Origin of the sequence: Pelagibius sp. (assembly GCF_965249265.1) — a bacterium.
In the GTDB taxonomy this organism is placed as follows: domain Bacteria; phylum Pseudomonadota; class Alphaproteobacteria; order Kiloniellales; family Kiloniellaceae; genus Pelagibius.
In genome coordinates this window covers 4,075,553-4,097,394 of the sequence record NZ_OZ252224.1, presented here as the reverse complement: position 1 = coordinate 4,097,394, position 21,842 = coordinate 4,075,553, and the positions used below count along the sequence as shown (strand labels likewise).

General features: G+C 61.2%; 22 protein-coding genes. 9 read left to right on the top strand and 13 right to left on the bottom strand.

All coding sequences use genetic code 11. From position 1 onward, the window contains the following. Position 1: 1 nt before the first annotated feature. From phnE (ACP146_RS19335) to phnF, 4 genes are all read right to left on the bottom strand, one after another. Positions 2 to 829, bottom strand: a complete 828-nt coding sequence (gene phnE / locus ACP146_RS19335) for a phosphonate ABC transporter, permease protein PhnE (protein WP_422368393.1) — start codon at positions 827 to 829, stop codon at positions 2 to 4. A gap of 37 nt (positions 830 to 866) precedes the next feature. Further along, positions 867 to 1,673, bottom strand: a complete 807-nt coding sequence (locus ACP146_RS19330; protein ID WP_422368392.1) for a phosphonate ABC transporter ATP-binding protein — start codon at positions 1,671 to 1,673, stop codon at positions 867 to 869. After that, positions 1,673 to 2,557, bottom strand: coding sequence for a phosphate/phosphite/phosphonate ABC transporter substrate-binding protein (locus tag ACP146_RS19325; RefSeq protein ID WP_422368391.1), 885 nt, complete (start codon positions 2,555 to 2,557; stop codon positions 1,673 to 1,675). The genes ACP146_RS19330 and ACP146_RS19325 overlap by 1 nt, the downstream gene beginning before the upstream one ends. 216 nt (positions 2,558 to 2,773) lie before the next feature. Continuing rightward, positions 2,774 to 3,496 (bottom strand): phosphonate metabolism transcriptional regulator PhnF, encoded by a 723-nt coding sequence (phnF, locus tag ACP146_RS19320; protein ID WP_422369676.1) that lies wholly within the window; start codon positions 3,494 to 3,496, stop codon positions 2,774 to 2,776. Between the two features lie 106 nt (positions 3,497 to 3,602). Here phnF and phnG point away from each other — a divergent pair, with 106 nt between their 5' ends. Genes phnG through ACP146_RS19280 form a run of 8 tightly spaced genes read left to right on the top strand, consistent with a single transcriptional unit; the run spans position 3,603 to position 10,660 of the window. Continuing rightward, positions 3,603 to 4,088, top strand: coding sequence for a phosphonate C-P lyase system protein PhnG (phnG, locus tag ACP146_RS19315; RefSeq protein WP_422368390.1), 486 nt, complete (start codon positions 3,603 to 3,605; stop codon positions 4,086 to 4,088). Beyond that, positions 4,088 to 4,738: a phosphonate C-P lyase system protein PhnH gene (gene phnH / locus ACP146_RS19310; protein WP_422368389.1), complete on the top strand. Its 651-nt coding sequence runs from the start codon at positions 4,088 to 4,090 to the stop codon at positions 4,736 to 4,738. The genes phnG and phnH overlap by 1 nt, the downstream gene beginning before the upstream one ends. Positions 4,739 to 4,741: 3 nt before the next feature. Further along, the gene (locus ACP146_RS19305) at positions 4,742 to 5,839 is read left to right on the top strand and encodes a carbon-phosphorus lyase complex subunit PhnI (RefSeq protein WP_422368388.1); all 1,098 of its coding nucleotides are present in this window, start codon (positions 4,742 to 4,744) and stop codon (positions 5,837 to 5,839) included. Then, complete coding sequence (locus ACP146_RS19300) at positions 5,839 to 6,801, top strand: alpha-D-ribose 1-methylphosphonate 5-phosphate C-P-lyase PhnJ (protein ID WP_422368387.1); 963 nt, start codon at positions 5,839 to 5,841, stop codon at positions 6,799 to 6,801. The genes ACP146_RS19305 and ACP146_RS19300 overlap by 1 nt, the downstream gene beginning before the upstream one ends. Then, the gene (gene phnK, locus ACP146_RS19295; protein WP_422368386.1) at positions 6,798 to 7,577 is read left to right on the top strand and encodes a phosphonate C-P lyase system protein PhnK; all 780 of its coding nucleotides are present in this window, start codon (positions 6,798 to 6,800) and stop codon (positions 7,575 to 7,577) included. The genes ACP146_RS19300 and phnK overlap by 4 nt, the downstream gene beginning before the upstream one ends. A gap of 1 nt (position 7,578) precedes the next feature. After that, a complete protein-coding gene (gene phnL, locus ACP146_RS19290) occupies positions 7,579 to 8,295 on the top strand; it encodes a phosphonate C-P lyase system protein PhnL (RefSeq protein ID WP_422368385.1) in 717 nt (238 codons plus the stop codon). Positions 8,296 to 8,321: 26 nt separating this feature from the next. Continuing rightward, positions 8,322 to 9,467: an alpha-D-ribose 1-methylphosphonate 5-triphosphate diphosphatase gene (locus ACP146_RS19285; RefSeq protein ID WP_422368384.1), complete on the top strand. Its 1,146-nt coding sequence runs from the start codon at positions 8,322 to 8,324 to the stop codon at positions 9,465 to 9,467. Further along, positions 9,467 to 10,660: an alpha-D-ribose 1-methylphosphonate 5-triphosphate diphosphatase gene (locus ACP146_RS19280; RefSeq protein WP_422368383.1), complete on the top strand. Its 1,194-nt coding sequence runs from the start codon at positions 9,467 to 9,469 to the stop codon at positions 10,658 to 10,660. Before ACP146_RS19285 ends, ACP146_RS19280 begins: the two co-directional genes overlap by 1 nt. Here the strand turns inward: ACP146_RS19280 and ACP146_RS19275 are convergent. Beyond that, positions 10,657 to 11,355, bottom strand: coding sequence for a GNAT family N-acetyltransferase (locus ACP146_RS19275; RefSeq protein WP_422368382.1), 699 nt, complete (start codon positions 11,353 to 11,355; stop codon positions 10,657 to 10,659). The two genes, ACP146_RS19280 and ACP146_RS19275, sit on opposite strands and share 4 nt — an antisense overlap. Positions 11,356 to 11,519: 164 nt before the next feature. Here ACP146_RS19275 and ACP146_RS19270 point away from each other — a divergent pair, with 164 nt between their 5' ends. Beyond that, positions 11,520 to 11,999 carry a GNAT family N-acetyltransferase gene (locus ACP146_RS19270; RefSeq protein ID WP_422368381.1) on the top strand — a complete coding sequence of 160 codons (480 nt, stop codon included), beginning with the start codon at positions 11,520 to 11,522 and terminating at the stop codon, positions 11,997 to 11,999. Here the strand turns inward: ACP146_RS19270 and ACP146_RS19265 are convergent. From ACP146_RS19265 to ACP146_RS19230, 8 genes are all read right to left on the bottom strand, one after another. Beyond that, on the bottom strand, positions 11,996 to 12,385 hold the full coding sequence (locus ACP146_RS19265; protein ID WP_422368380.1) for a Crp/Fnr family transcriptional regulator: 390 nt from the start codon (positions 12,383 to 12,385) through the stop codon (positions 11,996 to 11,998). The genes ACP146_RS19270 and ACP146_RS19265 overlap by 4 nt on opposite strands. A 126-nt stretch (positions 12,386 to 12,511) precedes the next feature. Beyond that, positions 12,512 to 13,168 (bottom strand): chloramphenicol acetyltransferase, encoded by a 657-nt coding sequence (locus ACP146_RS19260; protein WP_422368379.1) that lies wholly within the window; start codon positions 13,166 to 13,168, stop codon positions 12,512 to 12,514. Positions 13,169 to 13,182: 14 nt separating this feature from the next. Continuing rightward, a complete protein-coding gene (gene phnE / locus ACP146_RS19255) occupies positions 13,183 to 14,052 on the bottom strand; it encodes a phosphonate ABC transporter, permease protein PhnE (RefSeq protein WP_422368378.1) in 870 nt (289 codons plus the stop codon). Positions 14,053 to 14,064: 12 nt separating this feature from the next. Further along, the gene (phnE, locus tag ACP146_RS19250) at positions 14,065 to 14,946 is read right to left on the bottom strand and encodes a phosphonate ABC transporter, permease protein PhnE (protein ID WP_422368377.1); all 882 of its coding nucleotides are present in this window, start codon (positions 14,944 to 14,946) and stop codon (positions 14,065 to 14,067) included. A gap of 85 nt (positions 14,947 to 15,031) precedes the next feature. Then, positions 15,032 to 15,961: a phosphonate ABC transporter substrate-binding protein gene (phnD, locus tag ACP146_RS19245; protein WP_422368376.1), complete on the bottom strand. Its 930-nt coding sequence runs from the start codon at positions 15,959 to 15,961 to the stop codon at positions 15,032 to 15,034. A gap of 65 nt (positions 15,962 to 16,026) precedes the next feature. Then, positions 16,027 to 16,890, bottom strand: coding sequence for a phosphonate ABC transporter ATP-binding protein (phnC, locus tag ACP146_RS19240; RefSeq protein WP_422368375.1), 864 nt, complete (start codon positions 16,888 to 16,890; stop codon positions 16,027 to 16,029). A 399-nt stretch (positions 16,891 to 17,289) separates the two neighbouring features. Next, positions 17,290 to 18,012 (bottom strand): response regulator, encoded by a 723-nt coding sequence (locus ACP146_RS19235; protein ID WP_422368374.1) that lies wholly within the window; start codon positions 18,010 to 18,012, stop codon positions 17,290 to 17,292. 71 nt (positions 18,013 to 18,083) lie between these two features. Continuing rightward, positions 18,084 to 21,638 (bottom strand): PAS domain S-box protein, encoded by a 3,555-nt coding sequence (locus ACP146_RS19230; RefSeq protein WP_422368373.1) that lies wholly within the window; start codon positions 21,636 to 21,638, stop codon positions 18,084 to 18,086. Positions 21,639 to 21,842: the final 204 nt, after the last annotated feature.

The window sequence follows — 21,842 nt, the reverse complement described above, 5'->3', positions numbered from 1 at the left end:
CTCACATGATGCGGTGCCGCAGCCGGCTGCTCAGACGCTCGACCAGCAGGACGAGAACGAAGATGCAGACGATGATCGTCGCGGCTGTCGGGTACTCGAAGAGGTCCATGGCCACTTTCAGCTCAATACCGATGCCGCCGGCGCCGACGAGCCCAAGGACAACGGAGGAGCGCGTCGCCTTCTCGAGACTGAACAGCCCGGTGTTTATAAAGGATGGCATCGCGGCCGGAATGACGGCGCTGCAGATGACACCGCTGGGGCTGGCGCCGAGAGCGGTCAGCGCCTCTTGAGGGCCGGGCTCGGTTTCTTCCATAGCCTCGGCGAAGAACTTTCCGCAGAAACCCATGGTATCGACCATCAACGCCAAGGTGCCGGCAAAGGGTCCGAGCCCGACGGTAACGACGAAGAACAGAGCCCAGACAAGGTCGGGGACAGTGCGAAACCAGGAGATCAGGCCTCTAGACAGATAGTAAATGGCCGGGTGCGGTGACAGGCGACGGGTTGCCAAGACCGCCAGCGGCAGGCTGAAGGCGACGCCCAAGGTGGTGCCGACCAAAGCCATCTGAAAGGTTTCAAGGAGCGCCTTGCCGATCGGCACGATGCGGCTGATGTCCGGCGGCACCATACGCGCAAAGAGGTCGGCCATCTGGGGCAGCCCCTCAACAAACCCGGATATCGAGATTTTCGAACCTTCCAGCGCGAGAATAAAGAACCCCAACGCCAGAAGGTAGACCAGGAAGACGGGAATGCCGGGACGCTCGAGACGCGCCGGCAGGGCGGGCTTGTTTGGGCTTTGCCCTAACGCCTGGTCAGGAGGTTGATTGACCATAGGCTTGATCCTGAGCAGGTTTCGGGCAAAAGCGGCTTCATTGGTAGATCGACTTCAAGGTCGCCAAGTTCTGACCCGCGCTAACGCCGTCCAATACCTTGCGTCCGCTCTGCAGCGCGATCAGATGATCAGCGAAGTCGAGGGCGTGGTTCAGATGATGGGAGGTGAAGAAGAGTGTTACGTTCTGGTCCTGCATCAAGTTGGCGAAGAGGGCCATGACGTCCTCGCCGGCGGCGGGATCGAGGCTGGCGACGGGTTCGTCTGCAAAGACCATATGTGGCCGCTGCATCAGCGCCCTGGCGATGGCGACGCGCTGCGATTGACCGCCGGAGAGTGTGTCCGCCCGCTTTGCCGCCTGATCGGCCAGGCCGACCAAGTCAAGGCAGTGCATGGCCTCTTCCCGGTCTTCGGTTCTGGCAAGCCCCTGGAACCATGTGCTTGGTCCACCGCGCCGCGCCTGCGCTCCGTGGAGCACGTTGCTGAGGACGGAGAGGCGGGGCACAAGATTGTGTTTCTGGAAAACAAAACCAACTCTCGCTCTGAGGCGACGCAGGGCCCGGCCATTGAGTTTTGTAATGTCGCTGCCAAGCAGGCGTATTGTGCCCCCGTCGGGGTCCAGCAAACGCAGGCAGCAGCGCATCAGCGTTGATTTTCCCGAACCATTGGCGCCTATCAGAGCGACCGAACGCCCCTTGGCTATTTCCAGATCCACGCCACAGAGAATCTCGACGCCGCCAAAGCTCTTGCGGAGCCCGCGCAGAGCCAGATCTGGAAAGGCCCCGGCTGCCGTTTTGGGGCGCGCCGGGACCGCTTCAAGGGTTGCGTCGAGGGACGCGACCGCCATCAGTTCCCCACAAAGTCGGAATACTGGGGGTAGCCGATCGTTGCGTAGGCATCGCGGATGTACTGATAGTCCCTGTCCTCGACACCGGGCAGGAACTTCATCCCTTTGTACTTCTGATTCTCCTCGCCTTTCAGAATAGCGGTGACCAGCTCGTCTGACCTTTCCGCGAAGATGTCGCGCACTTTTTCGACCACTGCCGAGTCGACGTGCGGGCCGGCGAGGAGCACATCGTTCGGCAGGTCCGGTCCGCGGGCTATCACCTTGAAGGCGCCAGGCTCGAACTCCGTATCCTTGGCGCGTACTTTGTCGGTCCAACTGCGGTAATTGACGCCCAGCCCGGCGACGTCGCCGCGCTTCAGTGCTTCATGGCCAACGTTGCGGTGAACGTGCAGGGACTTCACGTCGTTGCGTGGATCGAGGCCGTAGTCCGCCAGGAGTTGCATTGGTCCGAGATGCCCGGAGGTGGAACCGATGTCGCTGAATGCAACGGTCTCGCCCTTGAGGTCGGCTGGCCCGTTGATGCCGCTGTCCGCCATGACGACGATTGCCGAGAAATAGTCCGGCCGGCTGAAGCCAATAACCGGGTAAGCCTTTGTCAGCTTCCGCATGACAACGTATTCCGCTGGGCCGGTGAGCACGAAGTCGATTTTCTCCGCGCGCAGCGCTTCGGCAGCCGCCGTGCGGCTGGTCACTGGAAAGAGTTCGACATCCATTCCGCTGGCATCCTTTAGAATGTCAGCAAAGGGACCGTACTCGCGCTGCAGCGTTTCCAGGCCCTCCACATCGGTCACGGCAAAGCGTATGACGTCGGCTGCGTGAGCGGTGGCAGCTGTTACAGTAAGGGCTGCTGCCAGACCGGCGGCCCCGATAATTCTTTTCAACATGTTCGCGCGCCCCTTTGTTGGTGAAAGCCGGATAGCAAACAAGGGGCAGGCAAAAGAAGAGCTGCCCAGGATCTTTGCTATCTCTCTGCCATCCAAGGACAGAGCGATGACGCGTGGATGATGTGAAAGTTATACTGAAGTGACAAAAGCTGGATGAGGCGGTCTATTTGTCCAGCTGTCCGAACCTTTGCCGGAATTCCACCGCAGAGCCGCGACTCAGGGCTGCACCACCAACTGTGCACGGTCGGCGGCCATGCGGCCCCAGCCGTACTCAATGACGCGGCCTTCCGCATCGACGTTGATGGACTCTGTCACCAACACCGGCTGACTGCGCGGCAGGGCCAACAGCCGGGTCTCGCTTGTCGTTGGAAGCCGCGCGGTTATGCGGGTTTCTTTGCGGGTGTAATCGTCGATACCGTAATGGCTCAGGGCCTTCGTGACAGAGTTTCCCCGCTTGTAAGTTTCGATGAAGTCGGGAAAACGGCGCGCTGGAAAGTGGTGAGCGGAGACCGAAATTGCCCGGCCGTCGACCATGCCGATGCTTTCGATCAGGGCCACCGGTGCGCCTTTGCGAAGGTGTAGTTGTTTCGCGATGTAGGCATCCGCTGAGATCACCATGGCTCTGACCAACTCGCCGGAGGGAATGCGCGATTGTTTTTCGATGTTCTCTGAAAATCGCGTCCGCTTGCCGAGCTTGTAATCGACAACCCGCTCCTGCACGAAGGTGCCACGGCCCTGTTCGACGCGGAGGATCCCTTCCTGCTCCAGATGGGCGATGCCCCGGCGTACAGTATGGCGGTTGACCGAGAAGCGCTCTGCCAACTCTGCCTCGGTCGGCATCTTTTCTCCAGGCTTGAACACGCGGTCCTTTATGTCGTTTTGCAGTGTTTCTGCAATCTGTCGCCAGAGTGCGACGCCCGCTTGCCGATGCAGTGTCATGGTGCGTCCCGTCATGCAAAATTCATGAAGTTATGCTTTACACCTCTTGGTCCATTCTCTTACTTTAAAGAGGTATGGACGTCTAGACAAATATGGAATTTGTATAATGGATGCCGCTTCAAGCGAGGGTTCAAAGGCGCTGGACCCGGATCAGGCCGCGCGTCGGCGCTGGATGTCCGTTCTGGCCAAAGCCCGTCTTGCGGAACTGGAAAGCGCCTGGGACGAGATGCCGGAGAAGCCCGACTTCGCCTGGCTGCGCGCGCCGCAGAGTGGGATGGTCATGTTACGCGCCCGCAGCGGCGGGACCGGCTCCCAGTTCAATCTCGGCCAGATGACCGTTACCCGCTGCGCCCTGCGTCTGGAGAACGGCAACGCCGGCCTGGGCTACGTACAAGGCCGCTCAAAGCGTCACGCCGAACTTGCGGCGATCTTCGATGCGCTTCTTCAGGATGAAGCAAAAACCGTTGAGCTTGAAGCCAAGGTGATCGCGCCTCTGCTGGCCCGGCAGAAAGGGCGTCGTGAGGAGGCCAGCAGGAAAGCCAACGCGACAAAAGTGAACTTCTTCACCCTGGTGCGCGGGGAGAACGACTGATGGCCGAGCAAGCAGCGACGACCGCTACAACGAGGACGGGCACAACATCGGTTGGCATCGATATCGCGGACCTTAAACCCGGTCTGGGTGACTCGGTTCATGATTCGCAGCGCATTTTCCGTAGTCTTCTGGAGATCATGGCGCGGCCGGGCAAGGTGATCGATCTTGAGCACGATCTCGACGTGCCGGCGCCTCTGGATGTCGCTTCAGCCGCTGCCTTGCTGACACTCTGCGACCAGGACACCCCTTTGTGGCTCGACTGGATCGCCGATACGCCGCCGTTGCGGGCGTATTTCGCCTTTCACTGCGGTGTCCCTTTGGTCGAGCGGAGCCAGGATGCTGCCTTCGCCCTGGTCAGCGATCCTTCGAGCATGCCGCGTTTCGCGCTTTTCGCTCAGGGCCTGGATCAATACCCCGATCGTTCCGCGACCTTGGTGATTCAAACCGAAAGCCTGAACGAAGGCCCTCAGGTGATGCTGAGCGGTCCCGGTATTCCCGAAAAGGTGTCGTTGCGTGCTGCCGGTTTGCCGGAATGGTTCTGGAACGATTGGCGGCTCAACGCAGCGCAGTTTCCTTTGGGTGTGGACCTCTTTCTCACCGCCGGCCGTTCGATCGTCGGATTGCCGCGAACCGTGGTTGTGGAGACTTAAGCTATGTATGTCGCTGTAAAGGGTGGCGAGGAAGCGATCCTCAACGCGCACAAGCTGATCGCCGAAGAACGGCGCGGCGACACGGTGCTGCCTGAACTGTCGCTGGATCAGATCAAAGAGCAGATGCAACTGGCCGTCGATCGGGTAATGACCGAGGGGTCGCTTTATGATCGCGACTTGGCGGCCCTGGCTATCAAGCAGGCTCAAGGCGATCTTGTAGAAGCGATTTTTCTTCTCAGGGCCTACCGCACCACGCTCGCCCGCTTCGGGGAAACCCAACCCATCGACACCGCCAAGATGGCGGTGCGGCGGCGCATTTCCGCGGCTTACAAGGACCTGCCCGGTGGCCAGGTTCTGGGGCCGAGCTACGACTACACCCATCGTCTGCTGGATTTTGCCTTGGCGGCTGAAGAAGGGGTTGGCGCGCCTCAGGCAGAGCTGGCCGAGCAGACGGTGGATGAAGACATGCCCCGGGTTACTGACATTCTGAACCACGAAGGCCTGATCGAGGAGGAGATCGCCTGCGACGACGACGGGCCGGTCGCCGATCTGACCCGTGATCCGATGGAGTTTCCGGCTGACAGAGATATGCGACTGCAGAACTTGGCGCGGGGTGACGAGGGCTTTCTGCTCGCCCTCGGCTACTCCACTCAGCGCGGCTACGGGCGCAATCATCCCTTCGCCGGTGAGATCCGCCTCGGCGAGGTGGCGGTGGAGTTTGTGCCGGAGGAACTGGGTTTCGCCATTGAGATCGGCGAAGTAACCGTCACCGAATGCCAGATGATCAATCAGTTTGCCGGCTCGGCTGAGCGCCCGCCCCAGTTCACCCGCGGCTACGGGCTCGCCTTCGGCCATTGCGAGCGCAAGACCATGGCCATGGCCCTGGTGGACCGGGCGCTGCGCGCGCGGGAGCTGGATGAGTCGATCGAATATCCCGCCCAGGATGAGGAGTTCGTGCTCTATCACTCCGACAACGTCGAGGCCTCCGGCTTCGTCCAGCACTTGAAGCTGCCGCACTACGTCGACTTTCAGTCGGAACTGCAATTGATCCGCAGCCTGCGCCGGCGCCATGACGAGGATCACCTGGAGGCTGCAGAGTAATGCAAAAGTCTGAAAACCAGATACCGGCAGCCCCAGAGATGGATGAGGGCTACAACTTCGCCTACCTGGACGAACAGACCAAGCGCATGATCCGCCGCTGCATCCTGAAAGCGGTGGCCGTGCCGGGCTACCAGGTGCCTTTCGGTGGACGCGAGATGCCGCTGCCTTACGGCTGGGGCACGGGCGGCATGCAAGTGACAGCCAGCATCATCGGCCTGGACGACACCCTGAAGGTGATCGACCAGGGCGCCGACGACACCACAAACGCGGTGAACATCCGCCGTTTCTTTGCCCGCACCGCCGCGGTTGACACGACCGAAGTGACAGACGAGGCCAGCATCGTTCAGACCCGGCACCGGGTGCCGGAAGATCCCATGACCGAAGACCAGATTCTGGTCTACCAGGTGCCTCAGCCGGAGCCGCTACGCAGCCTGGAGCCGCGGGAGATCGAGTGCCGTAAGATGCATGCCTATAAGGAATACGGCCTGATGCAGGTGTCTCTTTATGAAGACATTGCACGCTTCGGTGAAATCGCGACGTCTTACTCCTATCCGGTGATGGTCAACGACCGCTATCTCATGTCTCCGACGCCGATCCCCAAGTTCGATAACCCGAAGATGGACGGTTTTCCGGCCTTGCAGCTCTTCGGCGCCGGGCGGGAGAAGCGCATCTACGCGATCCCGCCTTACACGAAGGTGAAAAGCCTCGACTTCGACGATCACCCTTTTCAGATCCAGCAGTGGGAGCAGAATTGCGCCCTCTGCGGGGCTGAGGATACCTTCCTGGACGAGGTGATCCTGGATGACCGTGGGGGCAAGATGTATGTCTGTTCCGACTCTCATTTCTGCGCGCGGCGGCGGGAGGAAGGGCATAGTGGCAGCCTGCCAGACTCGGCGGCCGCTGCCTACGCCGCGGCTGTCGGCGCCCAGGAGCAAGCGGTTAGGGGAGAGCGTGAGCAATGAACGGCGCGTCTCCCCTGCTGCGGGTGAACAACCTCTCCCATGCCTTTGGCAACCTGCTGGCCTGCTCGGACATTTCCTTCGAACTGCACAGCGGCGAAGTCCTGGGGGTCGTCGGCGAATCCGGTTCTGGCAAGACAACCCTGTTGAATTGCCTCTCGGCGCGACTGATGCCGACCAACGGCATTGTTGAATACGATCTGCGCGATCGCGGTCTGACCGACATCTATGCCCTGTCCGAGCCGGAGCGGCGCTTTCTCCTGCGCACCGACTGGGGTGTGGTGATGCAGAACCCGCGCGACGGTCTGCGCATGGGCGTTTCCGCCGGCGGCAACGTCGGCGAGCGCCTGATGGCCGTAGGGGCGCGGCACTATGGCGAAATCCGCGGCGAGGCGGAGAGCTGGCTGTCAAAGGTCGAAATGGATCTTGGCCGCATCGACGACGCACCCAAGCATTTCTCGGGCGGTATGCAGCAACGTCTTCAGATTGCCCGCAATCTGGTGACCAAGCCGCGGCTGATTTTCATGGATGAGCCGACCGGCGGTCTCGACGTTTCGGTGCAGGCCCGTCTGCTCGATCTTTTGCGCGGTCTTGTCCGCGAACTGAAACTCTCTGCGATTATTGTTACCCACGACTTGGCGGTTGCCCGCCTGCTGGCCGACCGCCTGATGGTGATGAAGGATGGCAAGGTGGTGGAAACCGGTCTTACCGATCAGGTGCTGGATGATCCCCATCATCCCTATACGCAGCTTCTGGTCTCCTCGGTATTGCAGGTGTGACATGACGGAAAACCAGAACCAGCAGCTCCTCATCCGGGTCGAAAACCTCAGCAAGACCTTCACACTTCATGTCCAGGGCGATGCGCGCATTCCCGTCTTTGCCGATCTCAGTCTGGAGGTGGCGACTGGCGAATGTGTGGCGCTCTACGGGCCCTCGGGCACCGGGAAGTCGACCCTGCTGCGCTCGCTCTATGCCAACTACAAACCCGGCGGCGGTCACGTCTGGGTGCGTCATGGCGACGATTGGGTGGACATGGCCACGGCCGCCCCGCACCGGGTGCTGGAAGTGCGCCGGGAGACCATGGGCTATGTGAGTCAGTTTTTGCGGGTCATTCCGCGGGTTTCAGCCCGCGACATCGTCGCCGAGCCGCTGCACGCTCTCGGCCGCGACCTGGAAGCGGCCCGAGCCAAGGCAGAGGTCCTGCTGGAGCGGCTCAACATCCCCGAGGCGATGTGGGATCTGGCGCCGGCCACTTTCTCCGGCGGCGAGCAGCAGCGCGTGAATATCGCCCGGGGTTTTGCGGTCGACTATCCGATCCTCCTGCTCGACGAGCCGACAGCCTCTTTGGATGCCGGTAACCGTGCTGTGGTGGTCGAACTGATCCGCGAGGCTAAGGCCAGGGGGGCGGCCCTGGTCGGAATCTTCCATGACGACGAGGTGCGCGAGGCCGTCGCCGACAGGATCTTCGATGTCGAGGCAGGAGCTCTGGCCGCATGAGTTTGGGCAGCATGAGTAGGGGTGGCATGACAGCAGAACGGATTCTCAGCAACGCCCGACTGGTCTTGGAGGAAGAGGTCGTGCAGGGCAGCCTGGTCATCAGAGACGGTCGGATCACCGAGGTCGCGGCCGGTGGCACCGCCGTTCCGGCTGCAGAAGACATGGCCGGAGACTATATCCTGCCCGGGCTCATCGACCTGCACACCGATCACTTCGAGAAACACGTCCTGCCGCGGCCCGGCACGCAGTGGAGTCCGGTTGCCGCGGTCATGGCGCATGACGCCCAGATGACCGCAGGTGGTGTCACGACGGCTTACGATTGCGTTTGTGTCGGGGTCAGCATCAAACACCCGGAGCGTAAGCAGATATTCCGCCCGATGATCGACGCGGTCAGGGAAGCGCGCGCGAAAGACATGCTGCGTGCTGATCACATCGTGCATCTGCGCTGCGAGGTGACCGACGAAGAGGTCGTCGACCTCTTCGACTCCGTTGCCGACCACGCCGCGGTCGGCATGATGTCGCTGATGGATCACGCGCCGGGCCACCGGCAATACCCGGATGTCGAAAGCTTCCGCGAGCGCACCATGAAGAATCTCAGCCTCAGCGAGGCTGAGGCGGATGCCCACATCGATCGCCTGACCGGCGCGCTGGACCAGGTGGCACCGAAAAACCGTGCCGTCTTGGCCGAACGCGGTCGGCAGCGGGGGTTGGCGATCGCCAGCCATGACGACGAGACCGAGGCCCATGTGGAAGAAGCCGCCGCCATGGGGATTACGGTCTCCGAGTTCCCGACGACCCTTGCGGCGGCGCGCAAGGCACGGGCGCACGGCATGCATGTCGTCATGGGGGCGCCCAACCTGATCCGCGGCGGCTCCCACTCCGGCAATGTCTCGGCGGCGGAGCTGGCGGAGGAAGGGTTGCTCGACAATCTTGCCTCCGACTACATCCCGGCGGCCATGCTGCAGGCCGCCTTTCGGCTGACCCAGGGTCCGCACGATGTGGCTCTGCCGCGGGCCCTGGCCAAGGTAACCGCTAATCCGGCGCGTGCGGCGGGCCTTGACGACCGCGGCCGCCTCGCGGCCGGTCTCAAAGCCGACCTGCTGCGGGTTGCCATGGTGGAGGACAAGCCTCATCTTCTGACAGTGTGGCGTGATGGAAAGCGGGTAATGTGATGTTGCAGCAAGAGGTAGTGGAAGAGCAGGCGTCTCAAACGCCTGCCGAGGCGGAACCCCTGGTGTTGGCCAATGCCCGGGTGGTGACGGCAGAGGCGGATTTCCGCGGCTGCGTCACCGTGATCGGCGGCAGCATCGCCGAGGTGAGCGAGGGGGGTGAGGTTCCCACCGGGGCCGTCGACTGCCGGGGCGAGATGGTTCTGCCCGGCCTGGTCGACCTCCACACCGACCACTGCGAGCGCCACGCCGTGCCGCGGCCCGGCGTCCAGTGGGACCCGCTGCAGGCGGCAATCGCCCACGACGCCCAGGTGGCTTCGGCCGGCATCACTACGGTTTTCGATTCCCTGGTGGTCGGCCTGCGCGACGCGGACCAGACGCGCCGGGACCTGCTGGGCCTGATCATGGCGGCGGTGGAGAAGGGCGAGGCGCTGGGCCTGTTCCGCAGCCAGCACTTCCTGCATCTGCGCTGCGAAGTGACGGACCCGACGCTGCTGGATCAGGTCGGCCCCCATATGGATCACCCGCTGCTGCGGCTGGTGTCGATCATGGAGCACACGGTGGGCCAGCGTCAGTTTCCCGACGCTGAAAAGTACCGGGAAGTGCTGGTGAAGCTGTTTCACGTGCCGGAAGACCAAGTCGATGAGCGCTTCCGCCGGGATGCCGAGGCCTCGCGCACCTTTGCGCCGACCTATCGGGCGGCGATCTGCCGCATGGCGCATGAAAAGGGTATATCCGTTGCGGCGCATGACGACGAGACTTTGGAACACGTCGAGGAAGCCGCCCACCTGGGAATGGCGATCTCGGAGTTTCCCACCACGCTTGTTGCCGCCGAGGCAGCGCGTGAATGCGGCATGGTCACCATCATGGGTGCGCCCAACGTGGTGAAGGGCGGTTCCCAGACCGGCAACGTCTCCGCGATAGAACTGGCCCGAGCCGGACTGCTGGACATTCTGGCTTCCGACTACGTGCCGATCGCCATGCTTGCCGCCACCCTGCGCCTGACTCAGGATGATGTGGGTCTCTCATTGTCCCGGGCGGTGAAGATGTCGAGCCTAGCGCCAGCCCAGGCGGCGAGCCTGACCGACCGCGGCGAGATCGCTGTCGGCAAGCGCGCCGATCTGCTGCGTGTGCGCATGGTGGATGACCATCCCGTGGTGCGCACGGTTTATGCAGCAGGAAAAAGGGTGGCTTAAGGTGCCGTTTGCCGACGGGTGAGGGCGAAGACGTACTCTGTGCAGGCCTCACCCTGAAAGATGGATTGCAGGGTGTCGATTTTGCGGAAGCCCAGGCGCTCCAGCAGACGGATGGAAGGCAGGTTTCTGGTATCGGTGATGCCGATGACCCGGTGCGCCGGCGTCTCGTCGAAAACCATCTGAATTGCCGCGCGAACGGCATCGCCAGCCAAACCTTTTCCCTGGTGCTGCCGGTTCAACGAGAACCCGATTTCAGCCTCCGTCTCGTCTTTTGACAGGCAGATACCGATATCGCCGATCAATGCCGCATCGGGGCGCACGGCGATGCCGATTTGGCACCACTCGCCCGCTTGCAGCAGCCTGCCCTTACCGGTTGCGTCCAAGAAAGCTCGCGCTTCGGAGTCCGACGTGGCTTCCCAACCCTGGTAGCGGGCGACATCCGGATCGCAGCGATAGGCCTGGAAATCGGTGAGGTCATCGACCGAAAGGCGGCGCAGAACGATGCGTCGGCGCTGCGGGGTAAAAGGTCCCCGGACATGATCGAGGATTGGGACATGGCCAGGATTGTGGCGCGGGAACGATACGCAGAGCAAGTCATCCTTCGCCATCGACTGAGTGGGCGATTCACTAGATCGGATCATTTTTTGACGGAACCACTTCGTGGTTGCGCCAAAACATGTGAATTCGATCGCCATCAAAGACTTAGAGCAGATTCACCGGGTTGGATGGATCGCTAAAGCGATTCCATCCAACCCGGATCTGCTCTAGGCCTGCCATACAAACTGCCTTGCGGAAGCCCCTGCGCCTGGGGCAGATTTCGCTTCAAGCTCTTCAATTTACTTCGATTGTTGGTGTTTCAATGATCATTGCCGAAGACGACCTGCGCGGACCGGAGATCGCCGCGCTTCTGGGTGCGCATCTGGAACTCATGCGCGCAACATCGCCGCCGGAATCGGTCCACGCCTTGGATCTCGACTCCCTCAGGGCGCCGGAGATTACCTTTTGGACACTGTACGACGACGGGCAACTGCTCGGCTGCGGTGCTCTGAGGGAGATCGATGGCCGTCACGGAGAGATCAAGTCCATGCACACCGCCGCCGCCGCCCGCGGCAGAGGTGTGGCTCGGCGTTTGCTGCAGCATATTATCGCAGAAGCCAAGAGCCGCGGTTATCGGCATCTCAGCCTGGAAACCGGTAGCCCCGAATCCTTCGCGCCGGCGCGGGCGCTCTACCAGGCTTTCGGATTCCAAGCCTGCGGGCCCTTTGCCGACTACGTGTTCGACCCCTTCAGCGTTTATATGACACTGGAGCTTGAAAGCTGCGATAGGGATCCGCTCTAGAGGGTCAGCACTTTGTCATTCATCCGCCGCACCCGCGCCGCCAAGGTGCGCATGACATCAAGGGCGAAATACGGCGTCTCGTGGATGAGGTAGAGGAAACTCTTCTCTGTCACCGGAATTACTTCGCTGGCTTCCAGGGCCATCACCGAAGCGCTGCGCGGTGAGCCGTCGATCAGGCCCATCTCGCCGAAAACGCCGCCGGCGCCGACCTCTTCAACCTGGGCGCCGTTGACGATGATGGCGACCCTTCCCTTGCGCACCAGGTACATCTCGTGGCCGGTTGAATCCTGTTCAATGATGGTCTGGCTTGCCTCGAAACTCTCCGGCTCCAGGCCGATATTCGTGAGAATACCGAAGTCCATCTCGCGCTTCTCGGCAATGTCCATGTCTGCTCGCCCTCTCCCGAATTGCTGGCGGCAAGATCATTATTCATATGACGATTTTATGACAAAGAGTGGTTTCCGTCGAAACCCGGTCTCAGCACAGCGGAAAAAGCGCACTTATGATTTCTCCTAGGCCTCGTACCTCTCCAGAAATGCTTCGATCCTCAGTGTTCGGAAGTCGGGCAGGGCATCGCGCAGCCGCTCGTGCGGCCAGTCCCACCAGGCGAGCGCCTGAAGGCGGTCGGTAATCTCCGCTTCGAAGCGCCGCCGGATGGGCTTGGCGGGAACGCCGGCGACGATGCAATAAGGTGCAACATCCTTGCTGACCACCGCACCCGCGCCGACCACTGCACCGTTTCCTATCGTAACGCCGGCCAGGACGGTGGCGCCGTGGCCGATCCAGATATCATGGCCCAAAGTGACCGCGTGAGATTCACGCCAGGCGAAAACCTCGGCGTCATCGTCCTCGGCCAGATCGTACTGTCTGCTGCGGTAGGTGAAATGGTGCTGGCTGGCCCGCCAGACCGGATGATTGCCGGGATTGATCCTCGTCTGGTTGGCGATGGAGCAGAACTTACCGATGGTGCTGCCTGCAATATGACCATCGGAAGTGATGTAGCTGTAGTCGCCGAAGACGGTATCGATCATCGCTGTGCGGGCGCCGACTTCGGTGTATCTGCCCAGGGTGCAGCCGACGACCTTCGCGGACTCGTGAATATACGGCGTTGCGCCGAGTACCTTCTTCGGCGGCTGTGCAACGTCAAAGGGTGTGGCAGCTTCGCTCACTTTGCAGAACTCCCCTAAGGCCTGTATTCGTTCTTGCCGATGATCTTTCCGCGTAGCCAGCCGGAGAGGCTGTCGATGGCATAGACGGTAATGAGGATGAGGATGACGATGGACATCACCTCGTCCCAGTTATTGGCGCTGATCCGGTCGTAGAGTAAAAAGCCGACGCCACCCGCGCCCACCACGCCCAGGATGGTGGCGCTACGGGTATTGGATTCCAGGTAGTAGAGCAGGTTGGACAGCATGACCGGCAACACCTGGGGCAGAACCGCTAAACGCAGAGTCTGCAACGGTCCGGCGCCGGTTGCCTTGACGCCTTCGATCTGCTTGTTCTCTACGTTCTCGATGGCTTCGGCGAAGAGTTTCGAGAGGGAGCCGATATCGGAGACCATGATGGCGAAAATGCCGGCCAGGGGACCGAGACCGAAGGCCCGAATGAAGATCAGCGCCAGGACCAGTTGCTCAAAGGCCCGCAGGGTATCGAAGCCGCGGCGGACGCCAAAGCGCATCCATTCGACCTTGAGGATGTTCTTGGCGCCGAGGAAACCCAGCGGCAGCGCCACGATGCCCGCCAGCAGGGTGCCGAGGAAGGCCATGGCAAGTGTCTCGCCAATGGCGGTCACCGGCTCCATGAACAGCTCCCAGCTGGGCCAGACATAGGGCGGCAGCATGAAGGAGAGCACGAATCCCAGTTTACCGAGCCCGGTCCAGATGCGCTCTGGCGAGAAATTGAAGGCAATGAGGGTGTAGGCAACCAGTCCGATAAAGAGGCTCCAGCCGATCAGCTTCGTCAGCCTTTGGCGTGGCGTCTCGCTGAAAGCCCGTGGCAGGCGCGTCTTGGCGGCCGCGATTTCTTCTGCACTGATCTCGAGAATGTCTCGCATGCTGCGATTTTCCTAAAGCCCCTCGCGGCCGATGAAGCGGTGGCGGATACGCTCACAGATCAAATCGATGCTGGCGACCGTCACCAGGATGATGAGAAAGAGCGCGGAGATGTCGGTGTAGTACTGAAAAGAGATCGCGGTGCGGATCTCCTGGCCCAAACCGCCGGCGCCGACGAAGCCGATGATGGAGGAGGAGCGTACGTTGATCTCAAAACGCAGGAGCGTGTAGCTGACATGATTCGGCAGGACCTGCGGGACCACGGCAAAGCGGACCATCTGCACCCAGTTGGCCCCGGCGGCCCGCAGACCCTCCGGCGCCTTCATGTCGATGTTCTCGTTCACTTCCGAATAGAGCTTGCCCAGCGCACCCATGGTGTGCACCGCGATGGCCAGCACGCCGGCCATGGGGCCGATACCGAAACAGAAGACAAAGATCAGGGCGTAAACCAGTTCCGGTACCGTGCGGGCGATTTCCAGCAGGCGGCGGCAGAAGAAGAGAATGCCGCGGTTCGGCATCAGGTTGCGCGAGGCGGGGAAGCTCAACAGAAAGGCGCCGAAGACACCGAAAACCGTCGCCAGGAAGGCGATCAGGACGGTTTCGATCAGGAGCTTGAACCACAGCCGGAATGGCAGGAACCATTCCGCCAGATCCGCGGCGAGGCTCTCCCAGCGCAAGACCGGCAGGATCTTGACGATGAATTCATGCAGTCGCGGCAGGCCGTTCCAGATCCTCACCGGGTCGAACTCGCCGATGACCACGGCGATGCCCAGGCAAATTGTGAACACGACGAGGTAGATCAGGTCCATCCGGCGTTTACGCCGCCGTGCTGCTGCGTAGCTTCGGCGAAAGCGCGACACCGCGTCGCTGTCGGGGGAGAGTGTGAGCTCGGTCAAGGCTTGGAGGCTGCTGTCTAAGGAGCAAAACTTGAGGTGAATGGCCGTCGGCACCCGTCAGAGGCGGCGGCCATTCACCTATGGTTCAGCTGCCGCGGTTGCGGCGGATCTTGCGAATCTCGTCGCGCATTTCGACGATCCACTCGTAGCGCTCATGATCGACGCGGATCCAACCAACTTGTTTGGGGTTGGCCGTCATGGCGGCGAAGGCCTCCGGATCTTTCTCCGGAATCTCCATCAACATTGTGGCGATCTGCTCTTTCATCTCGCCGGGCAGGTTCTTGCGGGCGGTGAAGGGGCCGGAGGTAATCTCCGGCGACTTCCAGATCGGGCAGACGACACCAGCCTCGATCATCCCTTTGTTCACCATCCGCTGTGGAATGCCCGATTCTTCGTTGGTCATGTAGGTCGCGACCGCATCGAACTGGCCGTTGGTCACACCCAAAACGCCGGTTTCGTGAGCACCAGCAAAGGGCGTTGCAGCGAAGTAGGTTTCCGGGTCGTAACCCTGTTTCAGCAGGTTGTAATAGGGCACCGCATAACCTGAGGTGGAGTCCGGATCGGCGAAGGCCAGGGTCTTGCCCTTCAGGTCCTCAATCTTCTCATAGCCGCTGTCGCAGCGCACCGTGACGATGGAGTAGTAGCCGGTGCTGCCGTCGGCCTGCTTGCGCGATACCAGTGGTTCGACACCGCCTTCGGTTTCCTTGTAGGCCGCGGCATAAGACGACGAACCAAAGAAGGCGAATTCGATCTGGTCGGCGGCGATGGCCTGAATGACGCCATCGTAGGAAGACGCAGTGTAGATCTTCACCGGCAGGCCGGTTTCTTTCTCCAGATACTGCTTGAACTTGGTATAGCGCTGAATGCGGTCCTTTTCATTCTCGCCGGAGAGGATTCCGAAGCGAAGTTCCTTGAAGTCCGATTTCCATTCGCCAGCAACGGCATTTTGAATGGAAGCGCTGGCAACGAGCGTGGCGGCGAGGGCGGCACTGCCCAGAAAAAGGCTGCGAAACATGGATCAAGTCTCCTTCGGCGGGTGAGTTGAAGAGATGGATCTGCGGAAAACAGACCGACGGCGGTTCACGCCGAGAGCGCGACCTGCCTGCCATTTGTGTCAGGCTGTGTCCCGGGCCTCCCGGGCTGCATTCCATCAAGCGGCAGATTCGGCAAGGCGGTGGAGGTGATGGTCTCCGAAATCGAGTCATCTTCGCCGGCAGCACCATAAATCTTGCGCACCACGGTCTGGGTCAACTGCTCCGCCGCGCCGTCGAAAACCACACGGCCGGCCTTCATCCCGACAATGCGGTGGCAGTAGCTACGGGCAGTGTCGAGTGTATGGAGGTTGCAGACGACCGTGATGCCGCTGTCCCGGTTGATCCTTCGCAAAGCTTCCATGACGCGTGTTGCGTTGCGGGGATCCAAAGAGGCAATCGGTTCATCGGCAAGGATGATCTTCGGTTGCTGCAACATGGCGCGGGCGATGGCGACGCGCTGCTGTTGACCGCCGGAGAGCGTGTCGGCGCGCTGCAGGGCCTGGTCGGCAAGGTCGAGGCGGTCGAGCGCTGTGATGGCCAGAGTGCGCTCTTCTTCGGTGAAGCGCTTTACAAGCGACGATAGGGTGCCGTGGCTGTTGATCCTGCCGATCAGCACATTGGTCAGGACGTCCAGCCGGTTGACCAGGTTGAACTGTTGAAAGATCATCGCGCAGTCTGCACGCCAGGCAAGCAGGTCACGCCCTTTCAGCTTTGTGACATCGGTGCCGCTGAAATGTATCCCGCCACCGGAAGGCTCCAGCAGGCGATTGAGTAAACGCAGCAAGGTCGACTTCCCGGCTCCGGAGCGGCCGATGATCCCGACCATCTGGCCTTCCGGTATCTTCAGGGAAACATCGGCTACTGCCGCAACGCTACCGAAGTTCTTACCAAGTGCGGAGATTTCCAGCATCCTAACCCCCAAGTGACGCCTAAGGTAACTGGCGCCTCGGCGCCCCTCTCTTTCGCGCGGCGGGCAAAAAGGCTCTTGGCAATTACATCCAGTCGTCTAGATGATTCTAATGGCTGTTGTGCATATCATCGCCGAGTTCGCCCGGACAGATGTGTGCACGCAATGCCTCTAGGATCGCGACCTTCTATGCCGCCTTGAGCAGGCGCTGCGGTTTTCTCCGCAGGGCGCCCTTTCGCGCAAAGACATCTTCTTTGATCAACAGGGAGAGCCTAACAAGATGCTGATGACACCTATGTGACGCCGAAGTCACGCTTCGGCGTCATTCCCTAGGCCTTTAAGTCAATACATCTACTTGGCGGGTTTTGCCTGACGGGAAAGCAAAACGCAGGTACGAGCTCTCTAGCCCTTGGCGGTGGAGAAGATGTAGCCGGCGCCGCGCACTGTTTTGATGACCTGGGGCTTCGCGGGGTCGCTTTCGATCTTGCGCCTTATGCGGGCGATACGGATATCGATCGAGCGGTCGAAGGGTTCCCAATCACGGTTGTGCGCGAGGTTTAGCAATTGATCGCGGGTAAGCACACGGTTTGGATTGTCCGCAAAGGCTTTCAGCAGGTCGAATTCCATGCTGGTCAGCGGCACTTCAAGCCCCGAGGCTTCGAAAAGCTTGTGGGATTCCAGGTTCAGGGTGAACTCGCCGAAGGGCACCACACGCGCAGCGCTGTCCGTACCGCCGGCGGCGGCTTCTTCTTTCTGGGAGGCGCGGCGCAGCACAGACTTTATGCGTGCCAGCAGCTCGCGCAGATCGACCGGTTTTGCCAAGTAGTCGTCGGCGCCCATTTCCAGGCCGACAATGCGGTCGACCACCTCGCCGGCCGCGGTCAGCATGATGATGCCGACCTGCGTGTTCTCGCGCAGGTAGCGCGCCAGGGAGAGGCCGTCTTCTCCCGGCATGCGGATATCCAGCAGGACGAGATCCACATCCTTGTCGTCGATGACCTCGCGTAGGCCCTCACCGCCCCCGACGGCAGTGACCTGAAAGTCGTGGAGTTCCAGGTATTCCTCAATGGTTTCCCGGATTCCCGGTTCGTCGTCGACAACGACGATGTGCTTTCGCCCCTGCATCTCAAAGGCTCCCTCAACTGCTCTCTCAACAGGTCTAACCGGCATTCATTCCGTTCTCCGCCTTGCGGGGCCTAATCGGCCTCGGTTGCGGCTGTTTCCTCACCCTTGCGGCTTTCCTGATTGCGCCCGAGGATCTGATCGACAAGATCGTGAACTTCCTCAAGTGCAAAAGGTTTTTCGATAAACGGCCGATGGACGCGCTGCAGGAACAGGCGGGCCGAAGGACTCAGCGTGTCGCCGGAAACGAAAGCCGTCCGTTTCAGAAGTTCGGGGTCGCGCCGCTCCAGTGCCGCGTAGAGGCTGGGCCCGTCCAGGCGGGGCATGCGCACGTCGCTCAGGATCACATCGAAGTCGTCGCGGTCCAGCATGAGCAGCGCTTTTTCGCCTGAATCCGCAGTCTCCACCCTGTGCCCCTGGACAGCCAGGATGTCTCCGAGCATCTGTGCAACCTCGGGCTCGTCGTCGATAATCAGAATCGTCGCGCTTTTGCCGGAACGGTCTCGGGCGTTTCGCTTCGTTTTGGTGGCCTGCTGTGTTTCTTCGCGGCTGGCCGGCAGATTGACGATAAAGGTCGAGCCTTGGCCGACCCTGCTTTCAGCGCGGATGCGTCCGTCGTGGGCCTCGACGATCCGGTGACTGACCGCCAGGCCGATACCCGTGCCCTCGCCGATATCCTTGGTGGTGAAGAAGGGTTCGAATATCCGGTTGCGGATGTCTTCGGGAATGCCGGGCCCCGTATCCGTCATCTCAAGAACGACTTCTTCACGATGATCGTCGTAGCTCGCGGTGATGTCCAGCTTGCGGGGAGATTGAACCTCCATCATGGCCTGTTGGGCATTAACGGTCAGGTTGGTCACCACCTGGTTCATCTGATCGGGATCGGCCCAGACCGGAGGGACCTTGGGGTCGATATCGAGTGTCACCTCGACGTTGGCGGTACGCAGCGAGTAGCCGGTAACGTCTAAAGTCGCCTGGATGATATCGCGAAGCTCGACGGCCCGGCGTTCCGGCGGGCGCTGCCGCGCCATGGCAAGGAAGGATTTCACGATCCGCGAGCAACGGTCGGCGGCATTGCCGATTTTCGTCGCCCGCTCGATTGTGCGCACGTCGACGGCGGTTTCCTTCATCAACTGAGCATGGCCGACGACGACGGAGAGCGGATTGTTCAGTTCATGGGCGACGCCGGCGAGGAGCGAGCCGAGGGCGCTCAGTTTTTCGCTTTGATAGAGCGCTTCCCGGTGACGGGCCATTTCAGCTTCGACCGCGCGCCGTTCGGTCAGGTCATAGGCGCTGGCGACGATCATTTCCTCGCCCTGGTATTCGATCAGGCTGGCGGTGAGAGACGCCCAGACATGTTCGCCGTCGGCTTTGCGCAGCTCGACTTCGAATCCCTGCAGGGTCCGTCTCTCGCGCAGCAGTTTCAGGTAGCGTTGCCGGTCCCGGGGGTCGACATAGAGGTCGGTGATGTATGAAGGCTCCCCCGACTGCTGCATCTGTCCGAACAACGCCCGCGAGGCCGGGCTCTCGTAAATGATCAGGCCGTCGCTGACGCGGGTCATGGCGACAGGTACCGGTGAGGCCTCCAGGATGCTGCGTACAAGGTTCTCGCTCTCCCGCAGGGCTCTTTCCATTTCCTTGCGGTTGGTGATGTCGCTGCGGGTAACCACAATGCCGCCCTGGCGCGTCGGTTGGTTGGCAAACTGGAACCAGCGTCCGTCGGCCTGCTGGAATTCCATCTCGGTACCGAACTGCAGCCGTAGCGCCTTGCGTTCTTCCAGCCAGGCGTCCACCCGACCTTCCGCCCCGACATATTGGCCGCGTTCGGCGCCGGTGCGGATGAAATCCGTCCAGGCGACACCGGGTTTCAGCACGTCGTTGCTGAGCTTGTTGAAGTCGCGGTAGCGCTGGTTGCATGTAACGAGACGGTCTTCGGCATCGTAGAGGGCGAAGCCTTCGGACAGTGACTCGACGGCATCCTGCAGGGTTTCCTGCGCCTGGCGTATCTGCGCTTCCTTGTCGCGTTGTTCGGTCAGGTCGACCACGCCGCCGATGGCGATGGTCTTGCCGTCATGTTCGCAGAGCCGCGAAAAGACGGCGCCCCAGAAGACCGTGCCGTCGGCCTTGCGGAACAGGGTTTCCCGCCCGTCCAGCCTGCCTGCCGCAAGCAGTTCATCGGTGCAGGCCCGCCGGTCCGCCGGATCGGCGTAGGCGCGCTCCGACTTGTAATGCTCCGTCACCGGCCAGTCGTAGCCGAGCAGCGCCGCCGCCGCGGGGCTGTGATAGAGCACGATGCCCGAATCGACGTCGGTGAGCCAGAGCGGGAAGGGGTTGTTCTCGACCAGACTACGGAACTGCTGCTCGCTTTGCAGCAGGGAAATCTGGGCTTGCTTCAGTTTTGTGATGTCGGTGCGTATATAGACCCGTCCGCCGCCACGAATGGGGTGCGTCGTGGTCTGTTTCCAGTCGCCGTTCCTTAATTGAAACTCCACCGGCACATCTTCGGACTGGCGGACATGGCTCATCCATAGTTCCGGCGTGATGGACAGACCTTCGATGCTCTCCCCGTTGATGCTCTGCAACTGCGGCAGCACTTCGCAGTAGTTGTCATAGGTGGAACTGCCCACCATGGATTCCGGGGTTCTGCCATAGATCTCGGAGAAGGCGGCGTTGCAGAGAACCAGCTTCTCTTCCGCGTCATAGATGGCAAAGCCGTTGGGGATGCTCTCGACGGCGTCCTGGAGCAGTTGCCAGAGATGATTGATGGTCGCTTCCGCGCTGACGCGTTCGCTGATGTCGCGCAGTTCAGTGATCACCGCGCGGCTCTTCCCAAGATCGATGGCCGACAGCATCACCTCGACCGGTAGCTGACTGCCGCTGCCTCGCCGTGCCGTCAGGGTAAGGGTCTCGGAAGCGGCCTGTTCGCCTTTGCCCCGGAGCAGCCGCTCAACGGCCTCTCTGAAACTCCCGCGATTGTCCTCGATAAACAGGTCTTCGGCCTGCATGGCTTGGGGAGGGGCGGTTGCGCCGTCAAAAAGCAGCTTGGCGGCAGCGCGGTTAAACTCAGTGATCAGGCCGCCGGGCTCGCAGATCAGGATAGGATGGGCGGCCTGATCAATAATGGCGCTGCGCTGGCTGGCAAGTTCGTCCGGACCGGTTGTTGCTGTCGGCGTCTTCTCGTCGATAAGCGTGACGCAGCCGTTGACGATCGAAGCTGCCGAAGCATCGTGTCCTTCGGCGCTGCCGAGGGACATCTCGTCGCGACGCCAGGCGTAGTTTTCCGGTCCCATCGCAACTCGGTATTCGACACTGGCTGCCCGGTGCTCAAGGAGATCGGCTAGGGCCGTCCGGTATTGATCCAGGTCGTCGGGGTGTATCAGGTCGGTGATGGCGGTTTCTGATCCGCGGATCGCATCGACGGGCTTTCCGAAGTGCCGTTCCGCCCCGGGTCCTACGAAATCGAGGATCAATTGCTTTTCGACAAGCCGGCCGCGGTAAAGAAGCAGGGCGTGCCGCGAGGCCACGAGGTCAAGCAACTGACGTTCGGCCCCGTTGGACAAGTCCCAGTCAGAAGGCTTGCCGCCGGGCGTGTCAGGGGCGTTATGGCTATCGGGTGTTGCCCGCGCCATCGCTGGGCCTCCTGTGACGACGTTCTGTTTTTCGCCTTGGCGGAGGGCCTCTTCACTAGGAAGGTCTTCCGCAAAATCAGCAGGCAAACAGGTTAGCCGAGGGGCGCACCAGAGAAAAGAACCGATGGAATCAGGGGTTTGCGCCGCAGATGCCGAGCGTTTTCGCAGCTCTACGGCCGCTCCATGCTGTAATGGTTCCGCCAT

Coding starts and splice junctions, on each gene's coding strand:
- ACP146_RS19235 (WP_422368374.1), bottom strand. CDS start 18,012: ATGCAGGGGCGAAAGCACATCGTCGTTGTCGACGACGAACCGGGAATC.
- ACP146_RS19275 (WP_422368382.1), bottom strand. CDS start 11,355: ATGGCGATCGAATTCACATGTTTTGGCGCAACCACGAAGTGGTTCCGT.
- ACP146_RS19230 (WP_422368373.1), bottom strand. CDS start 21,638: ATGGCGCGGGCAACACCCGATAGCCATAACGCCCCTGACACGCCCGGC.
- ACP146_RS19265 (WP_422368380.1), bottom strand. CDS start 12,385: ATGGACATTGCCGAGAAGCGCGAGATGGACTTCGGTATTCTCACGAAT.
- phnE (WP_422368393.1), bottom strand. CDS start 829: ATGGTCAATCAACCTCCTGACCAGGCGTTAGGGCAAAGCCCAAACAAG.
- ACP146_RS19270 (WP_422368381.1), top strand. CDS start 11,520: ATGATCATTGCCGAAGACGACCTGCGCGGACCGGAGATCGCCGCGCTT.
- phnC (WP_422368375.1), bottom strand. CDS start 16,890: ATGCTGGAAATCTCCGCACTTGGTAAGAACTTCGGTAGCGTTGCGGCA.
- phnG (WP_422368390.1), top strand. CDS start 3,603: ATGGATGCCGCTTCAAGCGAGGGTTCAAAGGCGCTGGACCCGGATCAG.
- ACP146_RS19285 (WP_422368384.1), top strand. CDS start 8,322: ATGACAGCAGAACGGATTCTCAGCAACGCCCGACTGGTCTTGGAGGAA.
- ACP146_RS19280 (WP_422368383.1), top strand. CDS start 9,467: ATGTTGCAGCAAGAGGTAGTGGAAGAGCAGGCGTCTCAAACGCCTGCC.
- phnE (WP_422368378.1), bottom strand. CDS start 14,052: ATGCGAGACATTCTCGAGATCAGTGCAGAAGAAATCGCGGCCGCCAAG.
- ACP146_RS19330 (WP_422368392.1), bottom strand. CDS start 1,673: ATGGCGGTCGCGTCCCTCGACGCAACCCTTGAAGCGGTCCCGGCGCGC.
- phnF (WP_422369676.1), bottom strand. CDS start 3,496: ATGACACTGCATCGGCAAGCGGGCGTCGCACTCTGGCGACAGATTGCA.
- phnD (WP_422368376.1), bottom strand. CDS start 15,961: ATGTTTCGCAGCCTTTTTCTGGGCAGTGCCGCCCTCGCCGCCACGCTC.
- phnK (WP_422368386.1), top strand. CDS start 6,798: ATGAACGGCGCGTCTCCCCTGCTGCGGGTGAACAACCTCTCCCATGCC.
- phnH (WP_422368389.1), top strand. CDS start 4,088: ATGGCCGAGCAAGCAGCGACGACCGCTACAACGAGGACGGGCACAACA.
- ACP146_RS19305 (WP_422368388.1), top strand. CDS start 4,742: ATGTATGTCGCTGTAAAGGGTGGCGAGGAAGCGATCCTCAACGCGCAC.
- ACP146_RS19300 (WP_422368387.1), top strand. CDS start 5,839: ATGCAAAAGTCTGAAAACCAGATACCGGCAGCCCCAGAGATGGATGAG.
- phnL (WP_422368385.1), top strand. CDS start 7,579: ATGACGGAAAACCAGAACCAGCAGCTCCTCATCCGGGTCGAAAACCTC.
- ACP146_RS19325 (WP_422368391.1), bottom strand. CDS start 2,557: ATGTTGAAAAGAATTATCGGGGCCGCCGGTCTGGCAGCAGCCCTTACT.